Origin of the sequence: Allosediminivita pacifica (assembly GCF_003054175.1) — a bacterium.
Taxonomy (GTDB): Bacteria; Pseudomonadota; Alphaproteobacteria; order Rhodobacterales; family Rhodobacteraceae; genus Allosediminivita; species Allosediminivita pacifica.
Genome location: NZ_QBKN01000001.1, coordinates 207,211 through 226,545 on the forward strand (window position 1 = coordinate 207,211; position 19,335 = coordinate 226,545).

22 protein-coding genes are annotated in these 19,335 nt (G+C 65.7%); 10 read left to right on the forward strand and 12 right to left on the reverse strand.

Annotated features, from left to right (window positions below):
* Positions 1–6: 6 nt before the first annotated feature.
* From lpdA to mdh, 11 genes are all read right to left on the reverse strand, one after another.
* The gene (gene lpdA, locus C8N44_RS01000; RefSeq protein WP_107974288.1) at positions 7–1,395 is read right to left on the reverse strand and encodes a dihydrolipoyl dehydrogenase; all 1,389 of its coding nucleotides are present in this window, start codon (positions 1,393–1,395) and stop codon (positions 7–9) included.
* A 190-nt stretch (positions 1,396–1,585) separates the two neighbouring features.
* On the reverse strand, positions 1,586–1,975 hold the full coding sequence (locus C8N44_RS01005) for an MAPEG family protein (protein WP_107974289.1): 390 nt from the start codon (positions 1,973–1,975) through the stop codon (positions 1,586–1,588).
* Positions 1,972–2,205, reverse strand: coding sequence for a hypothetical protein (locus tag C8N44_RS01010; protein WP_107974290.1), 234 nt, complete (start codon positions 2,203–2,205; stop codon positions 1,972–1,974). Before C8N44_RS01010 ends, C8N44_RS01005 begins: the two co-directional genes overlap by 4 nt.
* Positions 2,206–2,220: 15 nt before the next feature.
* Positions 2,221–2,601 carry a cupin domain-containing protein gene (locus C8N44_RS01015; protein WP_107974291.1) on the reverse strand — a complete coding sequence of 127 codons (381 nt, stop codon included), beginning with the start codon at positions 2,599–2,601 and terminating at the stop codon, positions 2,221–2,223.
* 92 nt (positions 2,602–2,693) lie between these two features.
* Positions 2,694–4,295 carry a 2-oxoglutarate dehydrogenase complex dihydrolipoyllysine-residue succinyltransferase gene (gene odhB / locus C8N44_RS01020; protein ID WP_107974292.1) on the reverse strand — a complete coding sequence of 534 codons (1,602 nt, stop codon included), beginning with the start codon at positions 4,293–4,295 and terminating at the stop codon, positions 2,694–2,696.
* 4 nt (positions 4,296–4,299) lie between these two features.
* Positions 4,300–7,272 (reverse strand): 2-oxoglutarate dehydrogenase E1 component, encoded by a 2,973-nt coding sequence (locus tag C8N44_RS01025; protein ID WP_107974293.1) that lies wholly within the window; start codon positions 7,270–7,272, stop codon positions 4,300–4,302.
* On the reverse strand, positions 7,269–7,505 hold the full coding sequence (locus tag C8N44_RS01030; RefSeq protein ID WP_107974294.1) for a hypothetical protein: 237 nt from the start codon (positions 7,503–7,505) through the stop codon (positions 7,269–7,271). The genes C8N44_RS01025 and C8N44_RS01030 overlap by 4 nt, the downstream gene beginning before the upstream one ends.
* Positions 7,506–8,005: 500 nt before the next feature.
* Positions 8,006–8,893 carry a succinate--CoA ligase subunit alpha gene (sucD, locus tag C8N44_RS01035; RefSeq protein ID WP_107974295.1) on the reverse strand — a complete coding sequence of 296 codons (888 nt, stop codon included), beginning with the start codon at positions 8,891–8,893 and terminating at the stop codon, positions 8,006–8,008.
* A 53-nt stretch (positions 8,894–8,946) separates the two neighbouring features.
* On the reverse strand, positions 8,947–9,246 hold the full coding sequence (locus C8N44_RS01040; RefSeq protein ID WP_244640936.1) for a hypothetical protein: 300 nt from the start codon (positions 9,244–9,246) through the stop codon (positions 8,947–8,949).
* Positions 9,243–10,436 (reverse strand): ADP-forming succinate--CoA ligase subunit beta, encoded by a 1,194-nt coding sequence (sucC, locus tag C8N44_RS01045; protein WP_107974296.1) that lies wholly within the window; start codon positions 10,434–10,436, stop codon positions 9,243–9,245. The genes C8N44_RS01040 and sucC overlap by 4 nt, the downstream gene beginning before the upstream one ends.
* Positions 10,437–10,769: 333 nt before the next feature.
* The gene (mdh, locus tag C8N44_RS01050) at positions 10,770–11,732 is read right to left on the reverse strand and encodes a malate dehydrogenase (RefSeq protein WP_107974297.1); all 963 of its coding nucleotides are present in this window, start codon (positions 11,730–11,732) and stop codon (positions 10,770–10,772) included.
* A 157-nt stretch (positions 11,733–11,889) separates the two neighbouring features.
* Here mdh and C8N44_RS01055 point away from each other — a divergent pair, with 157 nt between their 5' ends.
* The gene (locus C8N44_RS01055) at positions 11,890–12,642 is read left to right on the forward strand and encodes a sulfite exporter TauE/SafE family protein (protein ID WP_107974298.1); all 753 of its coding nucleotides are present in this window, start codon (positions 11,890–11,892) and stop codon (positions 12,640–12,642) included.
* 4 nt (positions 12,643–12,646) lie between these two features.
* Here C8N44_RS01055 and C8N44_RS01060 read toward each other — a convergent pair whose 3' ends face one another.
* Positions 12,647–12,949 (reverse strand): hypothetical protein, encoded by a 303-nt coding sequence (locus tag C8N44_RS01060; RefSeq protein WP_107974431.1) that lies wholly within the window; start codon positions 12,947–12,949, stop codon positions 12,647–12,649.
* A 275-nt stretch (positions 12,950–13,224) separates the two neighbouring features.
* On the opposite strand from C8N44_RS01060, the gene C8N44_RS01065 reads away from it, so the two are divergent.
* From C8N44_RS01065 to C8N44_RS01105, 9 genes are all read left to right on the forward strand, one after another.
* Entirely contained in the window at positions 13,225–14,079 is an 855-nt protein-coding gene (locus C8N44_RS01065) for an HpcH/HpaI aldolase/citrate lyase family protein (RefSeq protein WP_107974299.1), read from the forward strand.
* 5 nt (positions 14,080–14,084) lie between these two features.
* On the forward strand, positions 14,085–14,636 hold the full coding sequence (locus tag C8N44_RS01070) for an NnrU family protein (protein ID WP_107974300.1): 552 nt from the start codon (positions 14,085–14,087) through the stop codon (positions 14,634–14,636).
* Between the two features lie 4 nt (positions 14,637–14,640).
* Positions 14,641–14,844, forward strand: coding sequence for a DUF1737 domain-containing protein (locus C8N44_RS01075; RefSeq protein WP_107974301.1), 204 nt, complete (start codon positions 14,641–14,643; stop codon positions 14,842–14,844).
* The gene (locus tag C8N44_RS01080; RefSeq protein WP_107974432.1) at positions 14,844–15,872 is read left to right on the forward strand and encodes a MaoC family dehydratase; all 1,029 of its coding nucleotides are present in this window, start codon (positions 14,844–14,846) and stop codon (positions 15,870–15,872) included. Before C8N44_RS01075 ends, C8N44_RS01080 begins: the two co-directional genes overlap by 1 nt.
* Before the next feature lie 120 nt (positions 15,873–15,992).
* Positions 15,993–16,196, forward strand: a complete 204-nt coding sequence (locus C8N44_RS01085; RefSeq protein ID WP_107974302.1) for a hypothetical protein — start codon at positions 15,993–15,995, stop codon at positions 16,194–16,196.
* A 252-nt stretch (positions 16,197–16,448) separates the two neighbouring features.
* Positions 16,449–16,838 (forward strand): succinate dehydrogenase, cytochrome b556 subunit, encoded by a 390-nt coding sequence (gene sdhC / locus C8N44_RS01090; protein WP_107974303.1) that lies wholly within the window; start codon positions 16,449–16,451, stop codon positions 16,836–16,838.
* Positions 16,839–16,851: 13 nt separating this feature from the next.
* Positions 16,852–17,223, forward strand: a complete 372-nt coding sequence (gene sdhD / locus C8N44_RS01095) for a succinate dehydrogenase, hydrophobic membrane anchor protein (protein ID WP_107974304.1) — start codon at positions 16,852–16,854, stop codon at positions 17,221–17,223.
* Positions 17,224–17,239: 16 nt separating this feature from the next.
* Positions 17,240–19,045 carry a succinate dehydrogenase flavoprotein subunit gene (sdhA, locus tag C8N44_RS01100; RefSeq protein ID WP_107974305.1) on the forward strand — a complete coding sequence of 602 codons (1,806 nt, stop codon included), beginning with the start codon at positions 17,240–17,242 and terminating at the stop codon, positions 19,043–19,045.
* The gene (locus C8N44_RS01105; RefSeq protein ID WP_107974306.1) at positions 19,045–19,335 is read left to right on the forward strand and encodes a hypothetical protein; all 291 of its coding nucleotides are present in this window, start codon (positions 19,045–19,047) and stop codon (positions 19,333–19,335) included. Before sdhA ends, C8N44_RS01105 begins: the two co-directional genes overlap by 1 nt.

Sequence of the window (19,335 nt, forward strand, 5' to 3'; positions counted from 1 at the left end):
TTTGCCTTACATGTGGATCGCACCGTCGCCGCAGGCCAGCGCCGCCTCGCGGACCGCCTCGGAATAGGTCGGGTGCGCGTGGCAGGTCAGGGCGATGTCCTCGGCCGCGGCGCCGAACTCCATCGCCACGCAGATCTCGTGGATCAGGTCGCCCGCCATCGGCCCGATGATATGTGCGCCCAGCACGCGGTCGGTCTCCTTGTCGGCGAGGATCTTGACGAAGCCGTCCGCCGCGAAGTTGGCCTTCGCCCGGCCGTTGCCCATGAACGAGAACTTGCCGACCTTGTAGGAGACACCCTCGTCCTTGAGCTGCTCTTCGGTCTTGCCGACGCTCGAGACCTCGGGGTGGGTGTAGACCACGCTCGGGATCACGCCGTAGTTCACGTGGCCATGCTTGCCCGCGATCACCTCGGCGGCGGCCATGCCCTCGTCCTCGGCCTTGTGCGCCAGCATCGGCCCGTCGATGGCGTCGCCGATGGCGTAGATGCCGTCGACGCTGGTCTTCCACTGGCCGTCGGTCTTGATCTGGCCCTTGTCGGACATCTCGACACCCAGGTCTGCGAGCCCGATGCCGTCGGTGTAGGGCTTGCGGCCGGTGGCGACCAGCACGACGTCCGCATCGACGGTATGCTCGCTGTCGTCCTTGCGCAGCTTGTAGCTCACCTTGGCCTTGGTCTTCATCGCCTCGACGCTCTGCACCGCGGCGCCCAGGGTGAACTTCAGGCCCTGCTTGGTCAGCAGCTTCTGGAACTGCTTGGACACCTCGCCGTCCATGGTGGGGGTGATCTTGTCGAGGAACTCGATCACCTCGACCTCTGCGCCGAGCCGGCTATAGACCGACCCCATCTCGAGCCCGATCACGCCCGCGCCGATCACCACCATCTTCTTGGGGATCTTGCCCAGCTCCAGCGCGCCGGTGGAGCTCACCACCACCTTCTCGTCGATCTCGACGCCGGGCAGCGAGGACGGGACGGAACCGGAGGCCACGATGATGTTCTTGGTCTCGTAGGTCTCGTCACCGACCTTGACCTTGCCCGCCTCGGGGATCGACCCCCAGCCCTTGAGCCAGTCGATCTTGTTCTTCTTGAACAGGAACTCCACGCCCTTGGTGTTGGTGGCGATGGTCTCGTCCTTGTAGGTGAGCATCTGCTTCCAGTCGACCGTGGGCGCCTTGCCCTTGAGGCCCATGGCCGCGAAGTTGTGCTCGGCCTCGTGCAGCTGGTGCGTGGCGTGCAGCAGCGCCTTGGAGGGGATGCAGCCGACGTTCAGGCAGGTGCCGCCCAGCGTCTCGCGGCCCTCGACACAGGCGGTCTTGAGCCCGAGCTGGGCGCAGCGGATGGCGGCGACATAGCCGCCGGGGCCGGAACCGATGACGATCACGTCGTAAGTGGCCATGGAAGTCTCCTATTCTGGGATATTGGCCCGGCGCTTGGCCGGGCGAAACGGATCGGGGCGGTGTCCTGCATGGTGAACGGGCAGGGGGCTCTGCCCCCGTCCCTGCGGGACACCCCCGGGAGTATTTGTGCCAAGAAGAAGCGCAGGGCCCGCGCGGCGCCTTCATGCGCGGATATGCGCATCCCGGCCCTCACAGCAGCGCCACGAGCAGCATGAGCAGCGTGGCGCCGGCGCCGAAGGCCCAGATCAGCGTCCGCCAGGGCGTCCAGCCCAGCAGGTAGGCGGGCACATAGGCCAGGCGCGCGGCGAGGTAGATCCAGGCGAGCGTGGCGGTGAGCGGGCCGGTCTGGCCGGAGACGACGAGGACGCCCACGGCGATGCCGAAGAGGATCAGCCCTTCAAAGTGGTTGTTGAGCGCCCGCGAGGCCCGTCCCGCGCGGCCCTGCAGCGTCACGCCGCCGTCGCGTGGCCCGGCCGCGCGCGCCACGCCGACCTGGTCCAGGGCCAGGCCCGAGTAGAGCGCGACCTGCGCGAACTGCAGCAGCGCGGCAAGGGTGAGGGCGGTGAGCTCGGGGGTCATAGCGTGGTGAGGAAATGGTGTCCCGAGGGCCCGTGTCCGAGAGAGCTGTTCTTGTCGATCCAGCCCTGCGCCTTGCCCTTGTCGTTGACCTCGAGCAGCGCCCAGTGGGCGGTGCTGCCCTCCTGCCAGAGCTGCAGGACGCTCAGGCCCGCACTGGCGCGGTTCTCGGCGTCATCGTCGAAGGCAGCCTTGTCGAAATTGTCGAAGCGAAGCAGCAGTTGCTGGCTCATGGCGGTCTCTCCGGGTCAGGTTGCGTCGTGGTAGGCAACGTCGTCGAAGCAGTCGACGGGGAAGGTGAAATGCACCTGCATCTCGTCCTCGGCGTAGAAGCCGTGGGCGGTGCCGGGTGGGATGTAGACCATGTCGCCGGGTGCCAGCGTCACCTTGTCGTCGTCGAGCCGGACGTAGCCGCGCCCCGAGAGCACGTAGATCGTCTCGGAGACGTCGTGGGTGTGCGAGGCCTCCTCGGCCTCGGGCTCCATGTAGAAGATGCCGTGGCAAAGACTGGCGCTCGGCACCTTGGTGCTGTCGATCAACAGCCGGTAGGTCATGCCGGGCGCGCCCTCCATGTCATGCAGGTCGGGCGAGCCGTCCTCGATGCGGGTGGGATATGGCGTCTCGGTCATCTCGGGCCTTCGCGGATCGTGTCGCCGCCCCCGGGACGGGTGGTCGGTCCCGGGGGCGGGGCGGCCCGGCGTGCGGCCGGGCCCTTGCGGTCTCAGAGATCCATCAGCAGGCGGCGCGGATCCTCGAGCGCTTCCTTGACGCGGACGAGGAAGGTCACCGCGCCCTTGCCGTCGACGATGCGGTGATCGTAGCTGAGTGCAAGGTACATCATCGGGCGAATCTTGATCTCGCCGTTCACGACCATGGGCCGTTCCTGGATCTTGTGCATCCCGAGGATGCCCGACTGCGGGGGATTCAGGATCGGCGAGGACATCAGCGAGCCGTAGACGCCGCCGTTGGAGATCGTGAAGGTTCCGCCCTGCATGTCGTTCATGGAGAGCTTGCCGTCACGGGCGCGCTTGCCCTTCTCGGCGATGGCGCCCTCGATCTCGGCGAAGGACATGGAATCCACGTCGCGGATCACCGGAACCACGAGGCCCGTGGGCGTGCCGGTGGCGATGCCCATGTGCACGAAGTTCTTGTAGATGATCTCGGCACCGTCGATCTCGGCGTTGACCTCGGGAACCTCCTTCAGGGCATGGCAGCAGGCCTTGGTGAAGAAGGACATGAAGCCCAGGCGCACGCCGTGCTTCTTCTCGAAGAGATCCTTGTACTCCTTCCGCAGCGCCATGACCTCGGTCATGTCCACCTCGTTGTAGGTGGTCAGCATCGCCGCGGTGTTCTGCGCGTCCTTGAGACGGCGGGCGATGGTCTGGCGCAGGCGGGTCATCTTGACCCGTTCCTCGCGGTCGGCGTCCTCGGCGGGCGAGGGGGCGCGCGGCGCCTGCTTGGTCTCGGCCTTCTGCGGCGCGGCCTTGGTGGCCTCGACCGCCTTGGAGACGTCTTCCTTCATGACGCGGCCGTCGCGGCCCGAGCCCTGCACCTGATCGCGGCTGACGCCCTTTTCGGCCATGGCCTTCTTGGCGCTGGGGGCATCCTCGACATCCGAGCGGCCGCGGCCGCCGTCGCCCGCGGGTGGCGTGGAGTACTGCGTGTCACCCTTGGGCGCTTCCTCGGGCTGCGGCTTGTCCTCGCCCTTGGGTTCGCTCGCCTGCTTGGCCGGCGCGTCGCCCGAGCTGAGCACCGCCAGCTTGGCGTCGGCCTGAACCGTGGTGCCTTCCTCGGCGACGATCTCGCTCAGGGTGCCGGCCGCGGGGGCAGGGACCTCGACCGAGACCTTGTCGGTTTCCAGCTCGCAGAGCATCTCGTCCTGCTCGACCGTGTCGCCGACCTTCTTGAACCAGGTCGAGACGGTCGCCTCGGAGACGCTTTCGCCCAGGGTCGGCACCATCACGTCGATGCTGCCGCCGCCAGAGCCGCCCGAGGATTTGCCGCTGTCCTCGGACGAAGCCTCTTCCTTGGCGGGTTCCTCGCTCTTGGGTTCGGCCCTGGGCTTGGTTTCCTCGGGGCCGGCGTTGCCTTCCTCGGAGATGTTGGCCAGCAGGGCATCGACGCCGACGGTATCGCCTTCGTTCGCGACGATGTCGGCCAGGGTGCCGGCCGCGGGCGAGGGGACCTCGACGGTGACCTTGTCGGTCTCGAGCTCGCACAGCATCTCGTCCACGGCCACGCTGTCACCCGGCTTCTTGAACCAGGTGGCGACCGTCGCCTCCGTCACCGATTCCCCGAGTGTGGGGACGCGCACTTCCGTCATTGTCTCAATTCCCTTCGATGGTCAGCGCTTCGTTCACGAGCGCTTCTTGCTGTGCCTTGTGCTGGCTCGCCAGGCCCGTCGCGGGCGAGGCCGAGGTGGCGCGGCCCACGTAGCGGGGCCGGGCATAGTCGGCCTTGATGCGGCCGAGAACCCACTCGATGTTGGGCTCGATGAAGCTCCAGGCGCCCTGGTTCTTGGGCTCCTCCTGGCACCAGATCATCTCCGCCTGCGGGAAGCGCTCCAGCTCCTTGACCAGCGACAGCGCCGGGAAGGGGTAGAACTGCTCCACGCGCAGGAGGTAGATGTCGTCGATCCCGCGGGCGTCGCGCTCTTCGAGCAGGTCGAAGTAGACCTTGCCCGAACACATGACCACGCGCTTGATCTCGCCGTCGGGCTTCAGCTCGGTCTCCGAATGGCCTTTCTCGGCGTCGTCCCACAGCACCCGGTGGAACGAGGACCCCGTCACGAAATCCTCGATGTCCGACACGCAGAGCTTGTGACGCAGAAGCGACTTCGGCGTCATCAGCATGAGCGGCTTGCGGAAGCTGCGGTGCAGCTGGCGGCGCAGGATGTGGAAGTAGTTCGCCGGGGTCGAGCAGTTGGCCACGATCCAGTTGTCCTGACCGCACATCTGCAGGAAGCGTTCCAGACGCGCGGAAGAGTGCTCCGGCCCCTGGCCCTCGAAGCCGTGCGGCATCAGGCAGACAAGCCCCGACATCCGCAGCCACTTCGATTCACCCGAGCTGATGAACTGGTCGAACATGATCTGCGCGCCGTTGGCGAAGTCGCCGAACTGCGCCTCCCAGAGCGTCAGCGCGTTGGGCTCGGCCATAGAGTAGCCGTACTCGAAGCCCAGCACCGCGTATTCCGACAGCGCCGAGTCGATCGCCTCGTAGCGGGCCTGCCCCTCGCGGATGTGGTTGAGCGGGTAGTACCGGTCCTCGTTGTCCTGGTTGATGAAGGCCGAATGCCGCTGCGAGAAGGTGCCCCGCGTGCTGTCCTGACCGGACAGACGCACCGGGTAGCCCTCGGTCAGGAGCGAGCCGAAGGCCATGGCCTCGCCGGTCGCCCAGTCGAAGCCCTTGCCGCTCTCGAACATCTTCGTGCGGGTGTCGATCAGACGCCCGATGGTCTTGTGCAGGGTGACGCCGTCCGGTCGCGTGGTCAGCGCCTTGCCCACGGCCTCGGCCGTCTCCTTCGAGATCGCCGTCTTGCCGCGCTGGTACTTGCCATGCGCCTGCCGGTCGAGGTGGCTCCACCGCCCGTCCAGCCAGTCGGCCTTGTTGGGCTTGTAGGTCTTGCCGGCCTCGAACTCCTCGTTGAGGTGCGACTGGAACGTGGTCTTGAGATCCTCGATCTCGCCCTCGGGGATCAGGCCATCCTTCACCAGCCGCTCGGTATACAGCGTCAGGGTCGTCTTGTGGCCCTTGATCTGCTTGTACATCAGCGGGTTGGTGAACATGGGCTCGTCGCCCTCGTTGTGACCGAACCGGCGGTAGCAGAACATGTCGATGACCACGTCCTTGCCGAACTTCTGGCGGAACTCGGTCGCGACCTTGGCCGCGTGCACCACCGCCTCGGGGTCATCCCCGTTGACGTGGAAGATCGGCGCCTCGACCACCAGCGCGTTGTCGGTGGGGTAGGGCGACGAGCGCGAGAAGTGCGGCGCCGTGGTAAAGCCGATCTGGTTGTTCACCACGATATGGATCGTGCCGCCGGTGCGGTGACCGCGCAGGCCCGACAGCGCGAAGCATTCCGCCACGACGCCCTGACCGGCAAAGGCCGCGTCGCCGTGCAGGAGGATCGGCAGCACCGCGGTGCGGTCCGCATCGTTGAGCTGGTCCTGCTTGGCGCGGACCTTGCCCAGAACCACCGGGTTCACCGCCTCGAGGTGCGAGGGGTTCGCCGTCAGCGACAGGTGCACGGTGTTGCCGTCGAATTCCCGGTCGCTGGACGCGCCGAGGTGGTATTTCACGTCGCCCGATCCGTCCACGTCCTCGGGCTTGAAGCTGCCGCCCTGGAATTCGTTGAAGATCGCCTTGTAAGGCTTGTTCATCACGTTGGCGAGCACCGACAGGCGGCCGCGGTGCGGCATGCCGATCACGACCTCTTTCAGACCGAGGTTGCCGCCGCGCTTGATGATCTGCTCCATGGCGGGGATCAGGCTTTCACCGCCATCAAGGCCGAAGCGCTTGGTCCCCATGTACTTCACGTGCAGGAACTTCTCGAAGCCCTCGGCCTCGACCATCTTGTTGAGGATGGCGCGGCGTCCCTCGCGGGTGAACTTCACTTCCTTGCCGTAGCCCTCGATGCGCTCCTTGAGCCAGGCGCTCTGCTCGGGGTCGGAAATGTGCATGTACTGCAGCGCGAAGGTGCCGCAGTAGGTGCGCTTCAGCACGCTGACGATCTCGCGCATCGACGCAATCTGAAGCCCCAGCACGTTGTCGATGAAGATCGGCCGGTCGAGATCGCCCTCGGTGAAACCGTAGGCCTTGGGGTCGAGCTCGGGGTGCTCGGCATTGTCGCGCATGCCCAGCGGGTCAAGGTCGGCGGCAAGGTGACCGCGGATCCGGTAGGCCCGGATCAGCATGAGCGCACGGATACTGTCGAGCACGGCACCCTGCACGGCATCGTCGCTGACCTTCACGCCGGCTTCTTCGGCCTTCTTGCGGATCTTTTCGCCGGCGGCGCTGGCCTCGCCCGGGATCTGCGGCATGGGCCATTCGCCGGTCAGGGCGGCGGTCAGGTCATCGTTGGGTTGCGGCGGCCAGTCGGCGCGCTGCCACGAGGGGCCCGCGGCCTCTTTCTTCACGCTGATCTCGTCATCGCCCATCTGGCGGAAGAACTCGGCCCAGGCTTCGTCGACCGCGTTGGGGTCGTTGGCATAGCGGGCATACATCTGTTCGAGGTATTCCGCGTTGGTGCCCTGCATGAAGCTCGAGGCGTGGAAGAGGTCGTTGGGGCTTTGATCGGTCATTGTTGGACCTCGCTGGGGTTTGACGGTCGGTCTCGGTTGATTTGCGCGCGGCCGGTGGGCAGGGCGCGCGGGAAGGCATGGCGCGGCCGCCCGCGCGCCATCTCTTCCGGGGAAAGGTTGCGAAAGGCTTTCACGGCCCCGGAACGGGGCAGGGCGGAACCACGCGCAAACAGGTCCATCGTCGACCGGATCTTCGGCCTCGGGAACTGCGCCATATGCTGCGTCTGTGTCATTCAGACACCTTTCGGACGGGGCTCATGCCTTCAGGGAAAGCAGGGCGTGTTCGGGGCAAGCGCCCCGGGGTTCCGGACACTGCACCTATTGCCGTCTTCGCCGGAGGAAAGGGGGTAGACGTCGCCGGGCCGGCGTTCGTGGCCGTGTGTGTGGGCGCCGCCACAGGCGGAAAGCAGGCTCAGGGCCGCGAGGGCCGGAACGAGCACAGGGATCTTTCTCATCACGTGACAACGGGCTCCTTCAAACCCAGTCTGGAAGCATCCGGGCGGAGACCGGCATCACGCCGGCCCCCGCCGGGAGGCTCCTCACCCTCTGCCGCCTTTCGCCCTTGTCGCGGGGCAGGGCGCGGCGCCCTGAAGGTCCGGGTCTCCGCCCCGCCCGGAGGGGGCGGAAACCCTGTCAGAGGTTAAGGCCGGGTAAACCCGAAACTCTAACCCCTTGATTTTCCTTGTCCCCGAAAGTGTCCCGGCCCGGGACACCTCTTGGAGACGGGCCCGGCTCAGCCCTGTTCGATGGCCTTCATCACGGCCTCGCCCAGCGTGGCGGGGCTGTCGGCGACCACGATCCCGGCCGACTTCATGGCCTCGATCTTGTCCTCGGCACCGCCCTTGCCGCCGGCGACGATCGCGCCCGCGTGGCCCATGCGGCGGCCCGGAGGCGCGGTGCGCCCGGCGATGAAGCCCGCGGTCGGCTTCCAGCGGCCCTTCTTCTTCTGTTCTTTCAGGAACTCGGCCGCATCTTCCTCGGCGCTGCCGCCGATCTCGCCGATCATGATGATGGCCTCGGTCTCGTCATCGTCGAGGAACATGTCGAGGATGTCGATGTGCTCGGAGCCCTTGATCGGGTCGCCGCCGATGCCCACGGCCGAGGACTGGCCCAGACCCATGTCGGTGGTCTGCTTGACCGCCTCGTAGGTCAGCGTGCCCGAGCGCGACACGACGCCCACCTTGCCACGCTTGTGGATGTGGCCCGGCATGATGCCGATCTTGCAGGCGTCGGGCGTGATGACACCGGGGCAGTTGGGCCCGATCAGCGTCGACTTGCTGTCCGCAAGCGCCCGCTTCACCTTCATCATGTCCAGCACCGGGATGCCCTCGGTGATGCAGACGATCAGCTCCATCTCGGCGTCGATAGCCTCGCAGATCGAATCCGCGGCAAACGGCGGCGGCACGTAGATCACGCTGGCGTTCGCCTCGGTCTTGGCCTTCGCCTCGTGCACCGAGTTGAAGACAGGAAGGCCCAGATGCTCCTGCCCGCCCTTGCCCGGGGTCACGCCGCCGACCATCTTGGTGCCGTAGGCGATCGCTTGTTCCGTGTGGAAGGTGCCCTGCGAGCCGGTCAGGCCCTGGCAGATCACCTTGGTATTCTTGTCGACTAGAACGGCCATCGTTCAATCATCCTTTGTCTGTCCCGGGGCAGCTTGGCACCCCGGCGCGCCGGTCAGTACTCGGCGCTGTCATCATCCACGAGTTCGTCGAGCGCGCGCACCGCGAGGAGCGCACCGCCCATGAAGATCAGGGTCCGGCCCAGCGAACTGGTCAGGTTGTTCGGCGTGATGTCGGCGATCCCGTCGCGCGCGGCCCGGGCGGCGTCGCGCCCGCCCCGGATGCCCCGCAGCGACGGCTTGTCCGCCGGCTCCGGCAGGCGCAGCGCGGAAGGCTTCGCCCGCCGCGCCAGAAGCCCCAGCCCGACCATGCCCAGTCCGAACAGGAAGGGTGTGTATGAGGCCTTGCGGCTCACCCCTTCACCGCCTTCACGATCTTCTCGGCCCCGTCGGACAGGTTGTCGGCGGCGATCACGTTGAGACCGGAGTTCGCGATGATCTCCTTGCCCTGCTCCACGTTGGTGCCCTCGAGACGGACGACCAGCGGAACCTCGAGGCCGACTTCCTTCACGGCGGCCAGAACGCCCTCGGCGATGACGTCGCAGCGCATGATCCCGCCGAAGATGTTGACGAGGATGCCCTTCACGTTCTTGTCGGACGTGATGATCTTGAACGCCTCGGTCACCTTCTCCTTGGTCGCGCCGCCGCCCACGTCGAGGAAGTTGGCAGGCTCGGCCCCGTAGAGCTTGATGATGTCCATCGTCGCCATGGCCAGGCCCGCGCCGTTCACCATGCAGCCGATCTCGCCGTCGAGCGCAATGTAGTTGAGGTCGTACTTGGAGGCTTCCAGTTCCTTGGAATCCTCTTCGGTCTCGTCGCGAAGCTCGGCCACGTCGGGGTGGCGGTACATCGCGTTGCCGTCAAAGCTCAGCTTGGCGTCGAGAACCTTCAGATCACCCTTGTCGGTCACGATCAGCGGGTTGATCTCCAGCATCTCCATGTCCTTCTCGATGAAGGCCTTGTAGAGGATGCCCATCAGCTTGACGCACTGCTTGACCTGACCGCCCTCGAGACCGAGCGCAAAAGCGATGCGGCGGCCGTGGAACGGCTGGTAGCCAGTGGCCGGGTCGACGCTGAAGCTCAGGATCTTCTCGGGGGTCGAGGCGGCGACATCCTCGATGTCCATGCCGCCCTCGGTCGAGCAGACGAAGGACACGCGGCTGGTGACGCGGTCGACGAGAAGCGCAAGGTACAGCTCTTTCTCGATGTCCGAACCGTCTTCGATGTAGATGCGGTTGACCTGCTTGCCGGCGGGGCCGGTCTGGTGGGTCACCAGCGTCTTGCCGAGCATCTTCTTGGCTTCTTCAGCGGCCTCCTCCACGGATTTCGCCAGGCGTACACCGCCCTTCTCGCCTGCATCGGCCTCCTTGAAGCTGCCCTTGCCGCGGCCACCCGCGTGAATCTGGGCCTTCACGACCCAGAGCGGGCCGTCGAGTTCGCCGGCGGCGTTCTTGGCTTCCTCGGCCTTCGTGACGGCCCTGCCGTCCGAAACCGGCGCGCCGTAGCTGCGCAGAAGCGCCTTCGCCTGGTATTCGTGGATGTTCATGGGTCGGATGTCCCCGTTCTGCTGCGATTTCCTTGCGATATAAGCGCTGGGAGCAGGGGACCTAAACGAAAATTTGCCGCATGAGCTGGTTTCGGCCAGAAAAACGACATTTGTGATCACTGTCGAAATTCGTGTGATCACAAAATGCGAAGTGTCTCTAAAATTGCACGATTCGAGGGCGCGGCATTGCTCGTATTGCGCGGGGCGCATGCGTTCGCGAAATACCGTGGATCTCGGGAAATCGGCTGCGGCGAACCGAGCTGGCCCGCCTTGGCCCCCGCCGGATCTCGGGAGGGGATCGGCCGGGCGCTGACGCCCGGCCGGAAAACTATATCAGGCGAGCGACTCGTCGATGCCCTTGCAGGCTTCGACCAGGCCCTTCACGGCGCTGACCGAGTTGTCGAACATGGCCTGTTCGTCCTTGGTCATCTTGATGTCGACGATGCGCTCGATGCCGCGGTCGCCGATCACCGTCGGCACGCCCACGTAGAAGCCGTTCAGGCCGAACTCGCCGTCGCAGTAGGCGGCGCACGGCAGGACGCGCTTCTGGTCCTTCAGGTAGGCCTCGGCCATCTCGATCGCCGATGTGGCGGGCGCGTAGAAGGCCGAGCCGGTTTTCAGAAGGCCGACGATCTCGGCGCCGCCATCACGGGTACGTTGCACGATCGCGTCCAGCTTCTCCTGCGTGGTCCAGCCCATCGACACCAGGTCGGGAAGCGGGATGCCGGCGACGGTCGAGTAACGGGTCAGCGGTACCATGGTGTCGCCGTGGCCGCCCAGGACGAAGGCGCTCACGTCCTTCATGGAAACGTCGAACTCGAGGCTCAGGAAGTGGCGGAAGCGCGCGCTGTCGAGCACGCCGGCCATGCCGCAGACCTTGTTGGTCGGCAGGCCAGAGAACTTCTGCAGCGCCCAGACCATCGCGTCGAGCGGGTTGGTGATGCAGATCACGAAGGCGTCCGGCGCGTTGTCGCGGATGCCTTCGCCCACGGCCTTCATCACCTTGAGGTTGATGCCAAGAAGATCGTCACGGCTCATGCCCGGCTTGCGCGGCACGCCGGCGGTCACGATGCAGACGTCTGCGCCCGCGATGTCGGCATAGTCCGAGGTGCCTTTCAGCTTCGCGTCGAAGCCTTCGGCGGGCCCGGATTCCGCGATATCGAGCGCCTTGCCGTCCGGCACGCCTTCCTGGATGTCGAAGAGGACGACATCGCCCAGCTCCTTGAGGGCGGCAAGGTGCGCGAGCGTCCCGCCGATCTGTCCCGCGCCGATCAGGGCGATTTTGGGTCTGGCCATGGATGTATCTCCGATCCTTGGTTGTTTCCGCCCCTCTAGTGCGCGATGCCACTTTTCGCAAGGTTGCGGAGGCGCGTCCGTTGCGCGCGCCGCAGGCGAGTGGACAGGATATTGCGCGCTAACGTCAAGAAGAACGGCAGGTTATCGGGGAGTGAGCATGGAGCTTTTTAGCGTTTCGATCCTTGCGGTCGCAGTGCCGGCGGTGCTCTTCGCCGGAATTTCCAAGGGCGGGTTCGGGTCGGGGGCGGCCTTTGCAAGCGCGTCGATTCTGACGCTGGTGCTCGATCCCGGGCTCGCGCTCGGGATCATGCTTCCGCTGCTGATGCTGATCGACGTGTCCAGCCTGCCGGCCTACTGGCGCAAGTGGCACTGGGCCGAGGCGCGCGTCCTGCTGATCGGCGCGCTGCCCGGCGTGGTTCTGGGGGCGTTGTTCTATTCGTGGGCGAACCCCGACGTGATCCGCTTCCTGATCGGCTTCGTCTCGCTCGCCTTCGTCGCCTGGCAGATGGCGCAGAAATCGGGTCTTCTGAGGTTCGACCGGAAATTCGGGTCGCGGGCAGGGTTGATCTCGGGGGCGGTGCTCGGCTTCACCAGCTTCGTCAGCCATGCGGGCGGACCGGCGGCGGCGGTCTATCTGCTGGGGCAGGGGCTTCCCAAGACCGCTTACCAGGCAACGACCGTGCTGGTCTTCTGGGCGGTGAACCTCTTCAAGGTCGGCTTCTACGCCAGCCTCGGCATCTTCTCGACCGAAACGCTGGCCTTGGATCTTGCGCTGGCTCCCTTCGCGGTTCTCGGCGCGTGGCTGGGCATCAAGGGTCATGACCGCGTGTCCGAACGGACGTTCTTCGCGATCACCTATTTCGCGCTGACGCTGACGGGGGCCAAGCTGATCTGGGACGCGTTGACCTGAACTGTCAGGCGTCGTCGCCCTCCTGCAGCGCCTCGGCCAGCGTCTCGAAGGCCTGGCCGGTGGCGAGCAGGCAGGTCAGACCCGCGGTCGTCGTCACGGTGATCGTCCACGACCCGGTCTTGTCCGAGGCAAAGACCTCCATCAGGTGGTTGTTGGTGCCAAGCCCGATGCTCTGCCGCGTCTCGCCGTATTTCTTGGCAAGCCGCTCCACAACCTGGTCGCGCGGTGCGCACTGGCGGTTCCCGTCCGCCTTCACCATGGTGGCCGCGGCAAGCAACAGCCCCGCGGCCAGGAAGATCCGTTTCATCTGCAACTGCGTCATCATCATGCCCTTTCGGCGCTGGCGACGCGGGGCAGGTCCCGCGTCCACGTCCCCTCGATCAGGATCGCTTCACCCCCAGGCGCGGCTTCGGCCGCTTCGGAATTCTGGACAGACTGCGGTGGAAGGAAATTAAATCCGGTTAACGCAACGTCCGATCCCTCCTTCTCGAGCAGATTTTCTGCGTTGCGGCGCAAACGTGCTTGAATTTTACGCCCAAAAATGCGCACAAATGCGCAAGAATATTACTAACGGAGGCTTCCATGGACATGCGTGCGCGCCCCTACCGGTCGGTTCTCTACATCCCGGGCTCCAAGGAGCGGGCGCTTGAAAAGGCCCGCACGCTGCCCGTCGACGCCATCATCTTCGACCTCGAGGATGCCGTCGCGCCCGCCGAGAAACCGGCTGCCCGCGACACGCTCAAGACCGCGCTCGCGCAGGGCTACGGCAAGCGCACCACGATCGTCCGGATCAACGCGCTCGACACCGAATGGGGCCGCGCCGATGCCGAGGCCGCCGCGCAGATGAACTGCGACGCGATCCTGCTGCCCAAGGTCGACGGCCCCGAGCATCTCGACGCGCTTGCGCAGATTACCGGCGACACGCCGCTCTGGGCCATGATGGAAACCCCCAAGGGCATGCTCCGCGCGGCCGAGATCGCGGCCCACCCGAAGCTTGCCGGCATGGTCATGGGCACCAACGACCTTGCCAAGGAACTGCAAAGCCGCTTCCGCCCCGACCGCCTGCCGATGATGACCGGCCTCGGGCTCTGCCTGCTGGCGGCCAAGGCGCATGGCACCGTCATCGTCGATGGCGTCTACAATGCCTTCAAGGACGACGATGGACTGCGGGCTGAATGCGAACAGGGCCGCGACATGGGCACGGACGGCAAGACGCTGATTCACCCCGCGCAGGTCGAGATCGCCAACGAAACCTTCGCCCCCTCGCAGGCCGAGATCGATCTCGCCCAGCGACAGATCGACGCCTTCGAGGCCGCAGGCAAGGAAGGTCAGGCCGTCGCGGTGGTCGACGGCAAGATCGTCGAGAACCTGCACGTTGCGACCGCACGCGAGACTCTGGCAAAAGCGGAGGCGATTGCAGCCCTCTCCGCGGAGTAGCCCACATGTCTTACCTTGTCCTCATCATCGGCGTCGCGCTCTGGTCCGGCGCGCACCTCTTCAAGAGGCTCGCGCCTGCGCGCCGTGCTGCCATGGGGGGCAAGGCCAAGGGACTGGTCGCCCTGGCGCTTGTCGTCGCCATCGTCCTCATGGTCATCGGCTACCGGGGCAGCTACGGGCCCTTCTTCTGGGGCCGTCATCCCGCCACCGTGGGCATCAACAACCTGCTGATGCTGCTCTCGGTCTACCTATTTGCTGCCTCCGGCATGAAGACCTACCTCGGCCAGCGGATGCGCCACCCGCAGCTGATCGCGGTCAAGACGTGGTCGCTGGCGCATATCCTGGTGAACGGGGACCTGCCCTCGTTCATCCTCTTCGGCGGGCTCATGGCCTGGGCCGTGGTGGAAGTGATCCTCATCAACAAGCAGACGACATTCACGAAACCCGCCGTGCAGGTGGTTGCCCGCAAAGAGATCATCGCCGTCGTCGCCACGCTCGTGGTCTACGGTGCGATCGCAGGCATTCACTACGCCCTCGGCTACCCTGCGTTCGGATAACATCATGAAACTCTACCGCTTCCTCTCCGAGGACGACACCTCGGCCTTCTGCCACAAGGTTTCCGAAGCCCTGTCCAAGGGCTGGGAACTGCACGGTGATCCGACCTACGCCTTCGATGCGGCCAACGGCGTCATGCGCTGCGGCCAGGCGGTGACCAAGGAGGTTGAGGGCGACTATCATCCCGACCTGAAGCTGGGACAGCAATGATGGCCAAAATTGATCCGGGACGCTTCTTCGAGGACTATGCCATCGGGCAGGTGATCGAGCACGCCGTACCCCGGACGGTCTCGGGCGGGGAAAGGGCGCTCTACCATGCGCTCTATCCCGCCCGCCACGCGCTCTATTCCTCCGATCTTTTCGCTCAGTCCTGCGGGCTGCCGGCCGCGCCGATTGACGATCTCGCCGCCTTCCACGTGGTTTTTGGCAAGACCGTCCCGGATGTCTCCCTGAACGCCGTGGCCAATCTCGGCTATGCCGAGGGCCGCTGGCTGAAGCCGGTCTGGCCGGGCGACACGCTGCGCAGCACATCCGAAGTGATTGGCCTCAAGCAGAACTCCAACGGCAAGACCGGCGTCGTCTGGGTCCGCACTCGCGGGCTCAACCAGCGCGACGAGGTGGTGCTGGAATACTGCCGCTGGGTGATGGTCCGCAAACGCGACATCTCGGCCCCCGCGCCGGAGACCGTGGTACCCGACCTCAAGACCGTGCTCGACCCGGCCGACCTCACGGTGCCGCAGGGGCTCGACTTCACCGGCTACGATTTCACCCTCGCGGGCGAACCGCACCGCATGGCGGACTACGAGGTGGGCGAAACCATCGACCACGTCGATGGCGTCACCATCGAAGAGGCCGAGCACATGATGGCCACGCGCCTCTGGCAGAACACCGCCAAGGTGCACTTCGACCTGACCTTTCGTCCCGAGGGGCGGCTGATCTACGGCGGCCACGTCATTTCCATGGCCCGCGCGCTCAGTTTCAACGGGCTGGCCAACGCCCAGATGATCGTGGGCCTGAATGGCGGGGCCCATGCCAATCCGTGCTTTGCAGGCGACACCGTCAAGGCCTGGTCCGAGGTGCTCGACAAGGCCGAAACCGGCGCGCCCGGGGTGGGGGCCATCCGGCTGCGTCTCGTGGCCACGACGGGCGGCGCGCCTTTTGCGCTTCGCGGCGAGGACGGGAAGTACGGCCCGGACGTCCTGCTGGACCTCGACTACTGGGCCCTGATGCCTCTTTGACGTCGCGACCCGGCCGGAGCGATGTCACAAGATCGGAGTCACGAAGACGTCGGCGCGCGTTAACGAATGGTTTACAATTCGGGGTCTGGGAGGATTCGGTTTCAACAGGAGACCACCGGTATGGCCGAACTGACGCTGCCCGAGACACCGTCGGATGTCTTGCAAATCCCGTCACGGGATATTCCCGAGGCGATTTCGGAACTGCTTCATCAAAGGCGCCTCTCGCCGCTGCTGGCGAACATCCACGAAGGGCTGCGGTCGCCCGACGACGGTCACAAGGCGCGGTGCCGCGCCGCCCTCGATCACCTCGGCTTTGCCGAATAGCCTGCCTCGCAACGGCACCTATGTGGCGCGCATCGGATGATTCCGGCCGTCCCGCGGGGCGGCTGTGTCGTTTTGCGCTAACGGAGGCGGCTGCACCTCGAATATGTGATCACACAAATTGGCCACGTGATCACATAGGCGGCTTCAGGTCCCTGTTGCGCCAAAAAACCGCGCCCTTTTAACAAGCTGTCCCGTGACACTTCGGGCAAAAGCATTACAAACCAGCCCAAGGGAACCGAAAGGACGCATCACATGGCCGACGTGAACCGGGGCAACCGCCCGCTCTCTCCCTTCATGATCGGGAAGTACTACCGCCCGCAGCTCACCTCGATGACATCGATCCTGACGCGCATCACCGGCAACGGCCTGCTCGTCGCGGCGATCCTGATCGTCTGGTGGCTGCTCGCCGCCGCCACCTCGCCCGAGGCCTTCGCCACCGCCGACGCGGTGCTGACCTCCTGGTTCGGGGATCTCGTGCTCTTCCTGTCGCTCTGGGCGCTCTGGTACCACACGCTCGCCGGGATCCGGCACCTGGTCTGGGACTACGCCGTGGGCCTGCGTCTCGACATCGCCGAGAAGCTCGGCTGGGGCGTCATCGGCGGCTCGGTCGTTCTGACCATTCTCACCGCCATCATCATCTGAGGGGGCTGATCTCATGGCATTCCTGACCGACCGCAAGCGCGCCGTGGGCCTTGGCGCCTCCAAGTCCGGCACCGCCCACTTCTGGGCGATGAAGAAAAGCTCTGTCGCGCTGCTCATCCTCGTGCCGCTCTTCGTCTTCACCTTCGGCCCCGCGCTCGGCGGCACCTACGAAGAGATCACGGCCTACTATTCCCGCCCGTTCCCCGCCATCGTCGCGGCACTGACGCTGCTGGTCGGCTTCAAGCACTTCAACGACGGCGCGCAGGTGATGATCGAGGACTACGTGCACGGCCTCGCCGAGAAGATCACCATCCTGCTGCTAACCTGCGTGAGCTACGGCCTCGCCGGCATCGGCATCTTCGCCATCGCGCGCCTCGCCCTCTGAAAGACGGACAAGAACAATGGCTGCATACGAATACGAGACGCATGACTATGACGTCGTGGTCGTGGGCGCCGGGGGATCCGGCCTGCGCGCAACCCTCGGCATGGCAGAGCAGGGCCTCCGCACCGCCTGCGTGACCAAGGTCTTCCCGACCCGCTCGCACACCGTCGCGGCGCAGGGCGGCATCGCCGCCTCGCTGTCGAACATGGGCCCCGACAACTGGCAGTGGCACATGTACGACACGGTGAAGGGCTCCGACTGGCTCGGCGATACCGACGCCATGGAATACCTCGCCCGCCATGCCCCGGCCGCCGTTTACGAGCTCGAGCACTACGGCGTGCCCTTCTCGCGCACCGAAGAGGGCAAGATCTACCAGCGCCCCTTCGGCGGCCACACCACCGAATTCGGCGAAGGCCCCCCGGTGCAGCGCACCTGCGCCGCCGCCGACCGCACCGGCCACGCCATCCTGCACACGCTCTACGGCCAGTCGCTCAAGAACGACGCCGAGTTCTTCATCGAATACTTCGCCATCGACCTACTGATGAGCGACGACGGCGTCTGCCAGGGCGTGCTCTGCTGGAAGCTCGACGACGGCACCATGCATGTCTTCAACGCCAAGACCGTGGTGCTGGCCACCGGCGGCTACGGCCGCGCCTACTTCAGCGCCACCTCCGCCCACACCTGCACCGGTGACGGCGGCGGCATGGTCGCCCGCGCAGGGCTGCCGCTGCAGGACATGGAATTCGTCCAGTTCCACCCCACCGGCATCTACGGTTCGGGCTGTCTCATCACCGAAGGTGCACGGGGCGAGGGCGGCTACCTCACCAACTCCGAGGGCGAGCGCTTCATGGAACGCTACGCCCCCACCTACAAGGACCTCGCGCCCCGCGACTACGTCTCGCGCTCCATGACCATGGAGATCCGCGAGGGCCGCGGCGTGGGTGAACACGGCGACCACATCCACCTCAACCTCAGCCACCTTCCCAAGGAAGCGCTGGCTGAACGCCTGCCGGGCATCTCGGAATCGGCCAAGATCTTCGCCGGCGTGGATGTGACCAAGGAACCGATCCCTGTTCTGCCAACCGTGCACTACAACATGGGCGGCATTCCCACGAACTACTGGGGCGAGGTGCTGAACCCGACCGAGGGCAATCCCAACGCGGTCGTCCCGGGCCTCATGGCCGTGGGCGAGGCGGGCTGCGCCTCGGTGCACGGTGCCAACCGCCTCGGCTCCAACTCGCTGATCGACCTCGTGGTCTTCGGCCGCGCCGCCGCCATCCGCGCCGGCAAGACGATCAACCCCGAGGAAAGCACCCCGCGTCCCTCGGCGGCTTCGATCGACAAGGCCTTCGACCGCTTCGACAGCGTCCGCCACGCCGACGGCGGCACGCCGACGGCCGAGCTGCGGCTCGAGATGCAGCGCACCATGCAGGAGGATGCCGCAGTCTTCCGCGCGTCCAAGACGCTGGCCGAGGGCAAGGAGAAAATGACAGCCATCGCGGGCAAGCTCTCGGACCTGAAGGTCACCGACCGGTCGCTGATCTGGAACTCGGATCTGATGGAAAGCCTCGAGCTGACCAATCTGATGCCCAACGCGCTGGCGACCATCGTCGGCGCAGAGGCCCGCAAGGAAAGCCGCGGCGCCCACGCGCACGAGGACTTCTCCGAGCGCGACGACGAGAACTGGCGCGTGCACAGCATCGCCCGGGTCGAGGACACAAAGGTGGACCTGACCTACCGTCCGGTGATCGTCGACCCGCTCACCGTCGAACAGGAAGGCGGCATCGAACTCAAGCGCATCGCACCCAAGGAACGGACGTTCTGATGAAATACGGCCTGGCGGTCATCCTTCTCGGTCTTGCTGCCTGCTCTCCGCAAGCACAGGACCAGATCTCCCGCCAGGCCGCCAGCGCTACCGTCACCCGCGTGGTGACACAGCGCCAGCCGCAACTGCGGATCGAGCCCGCGATCACCTGCATCCTGCGGTACGCATCGCCCGGTCAGATCGACGCACTTGCCTCGGACAGCGTGACGGGCCCCACCGAAAGCTCATTCCAGATCGTGGCCAGCGTGATCTCGCGCCCCGAGACGGTCCGCTGTCTTTCGGGCGCCTAG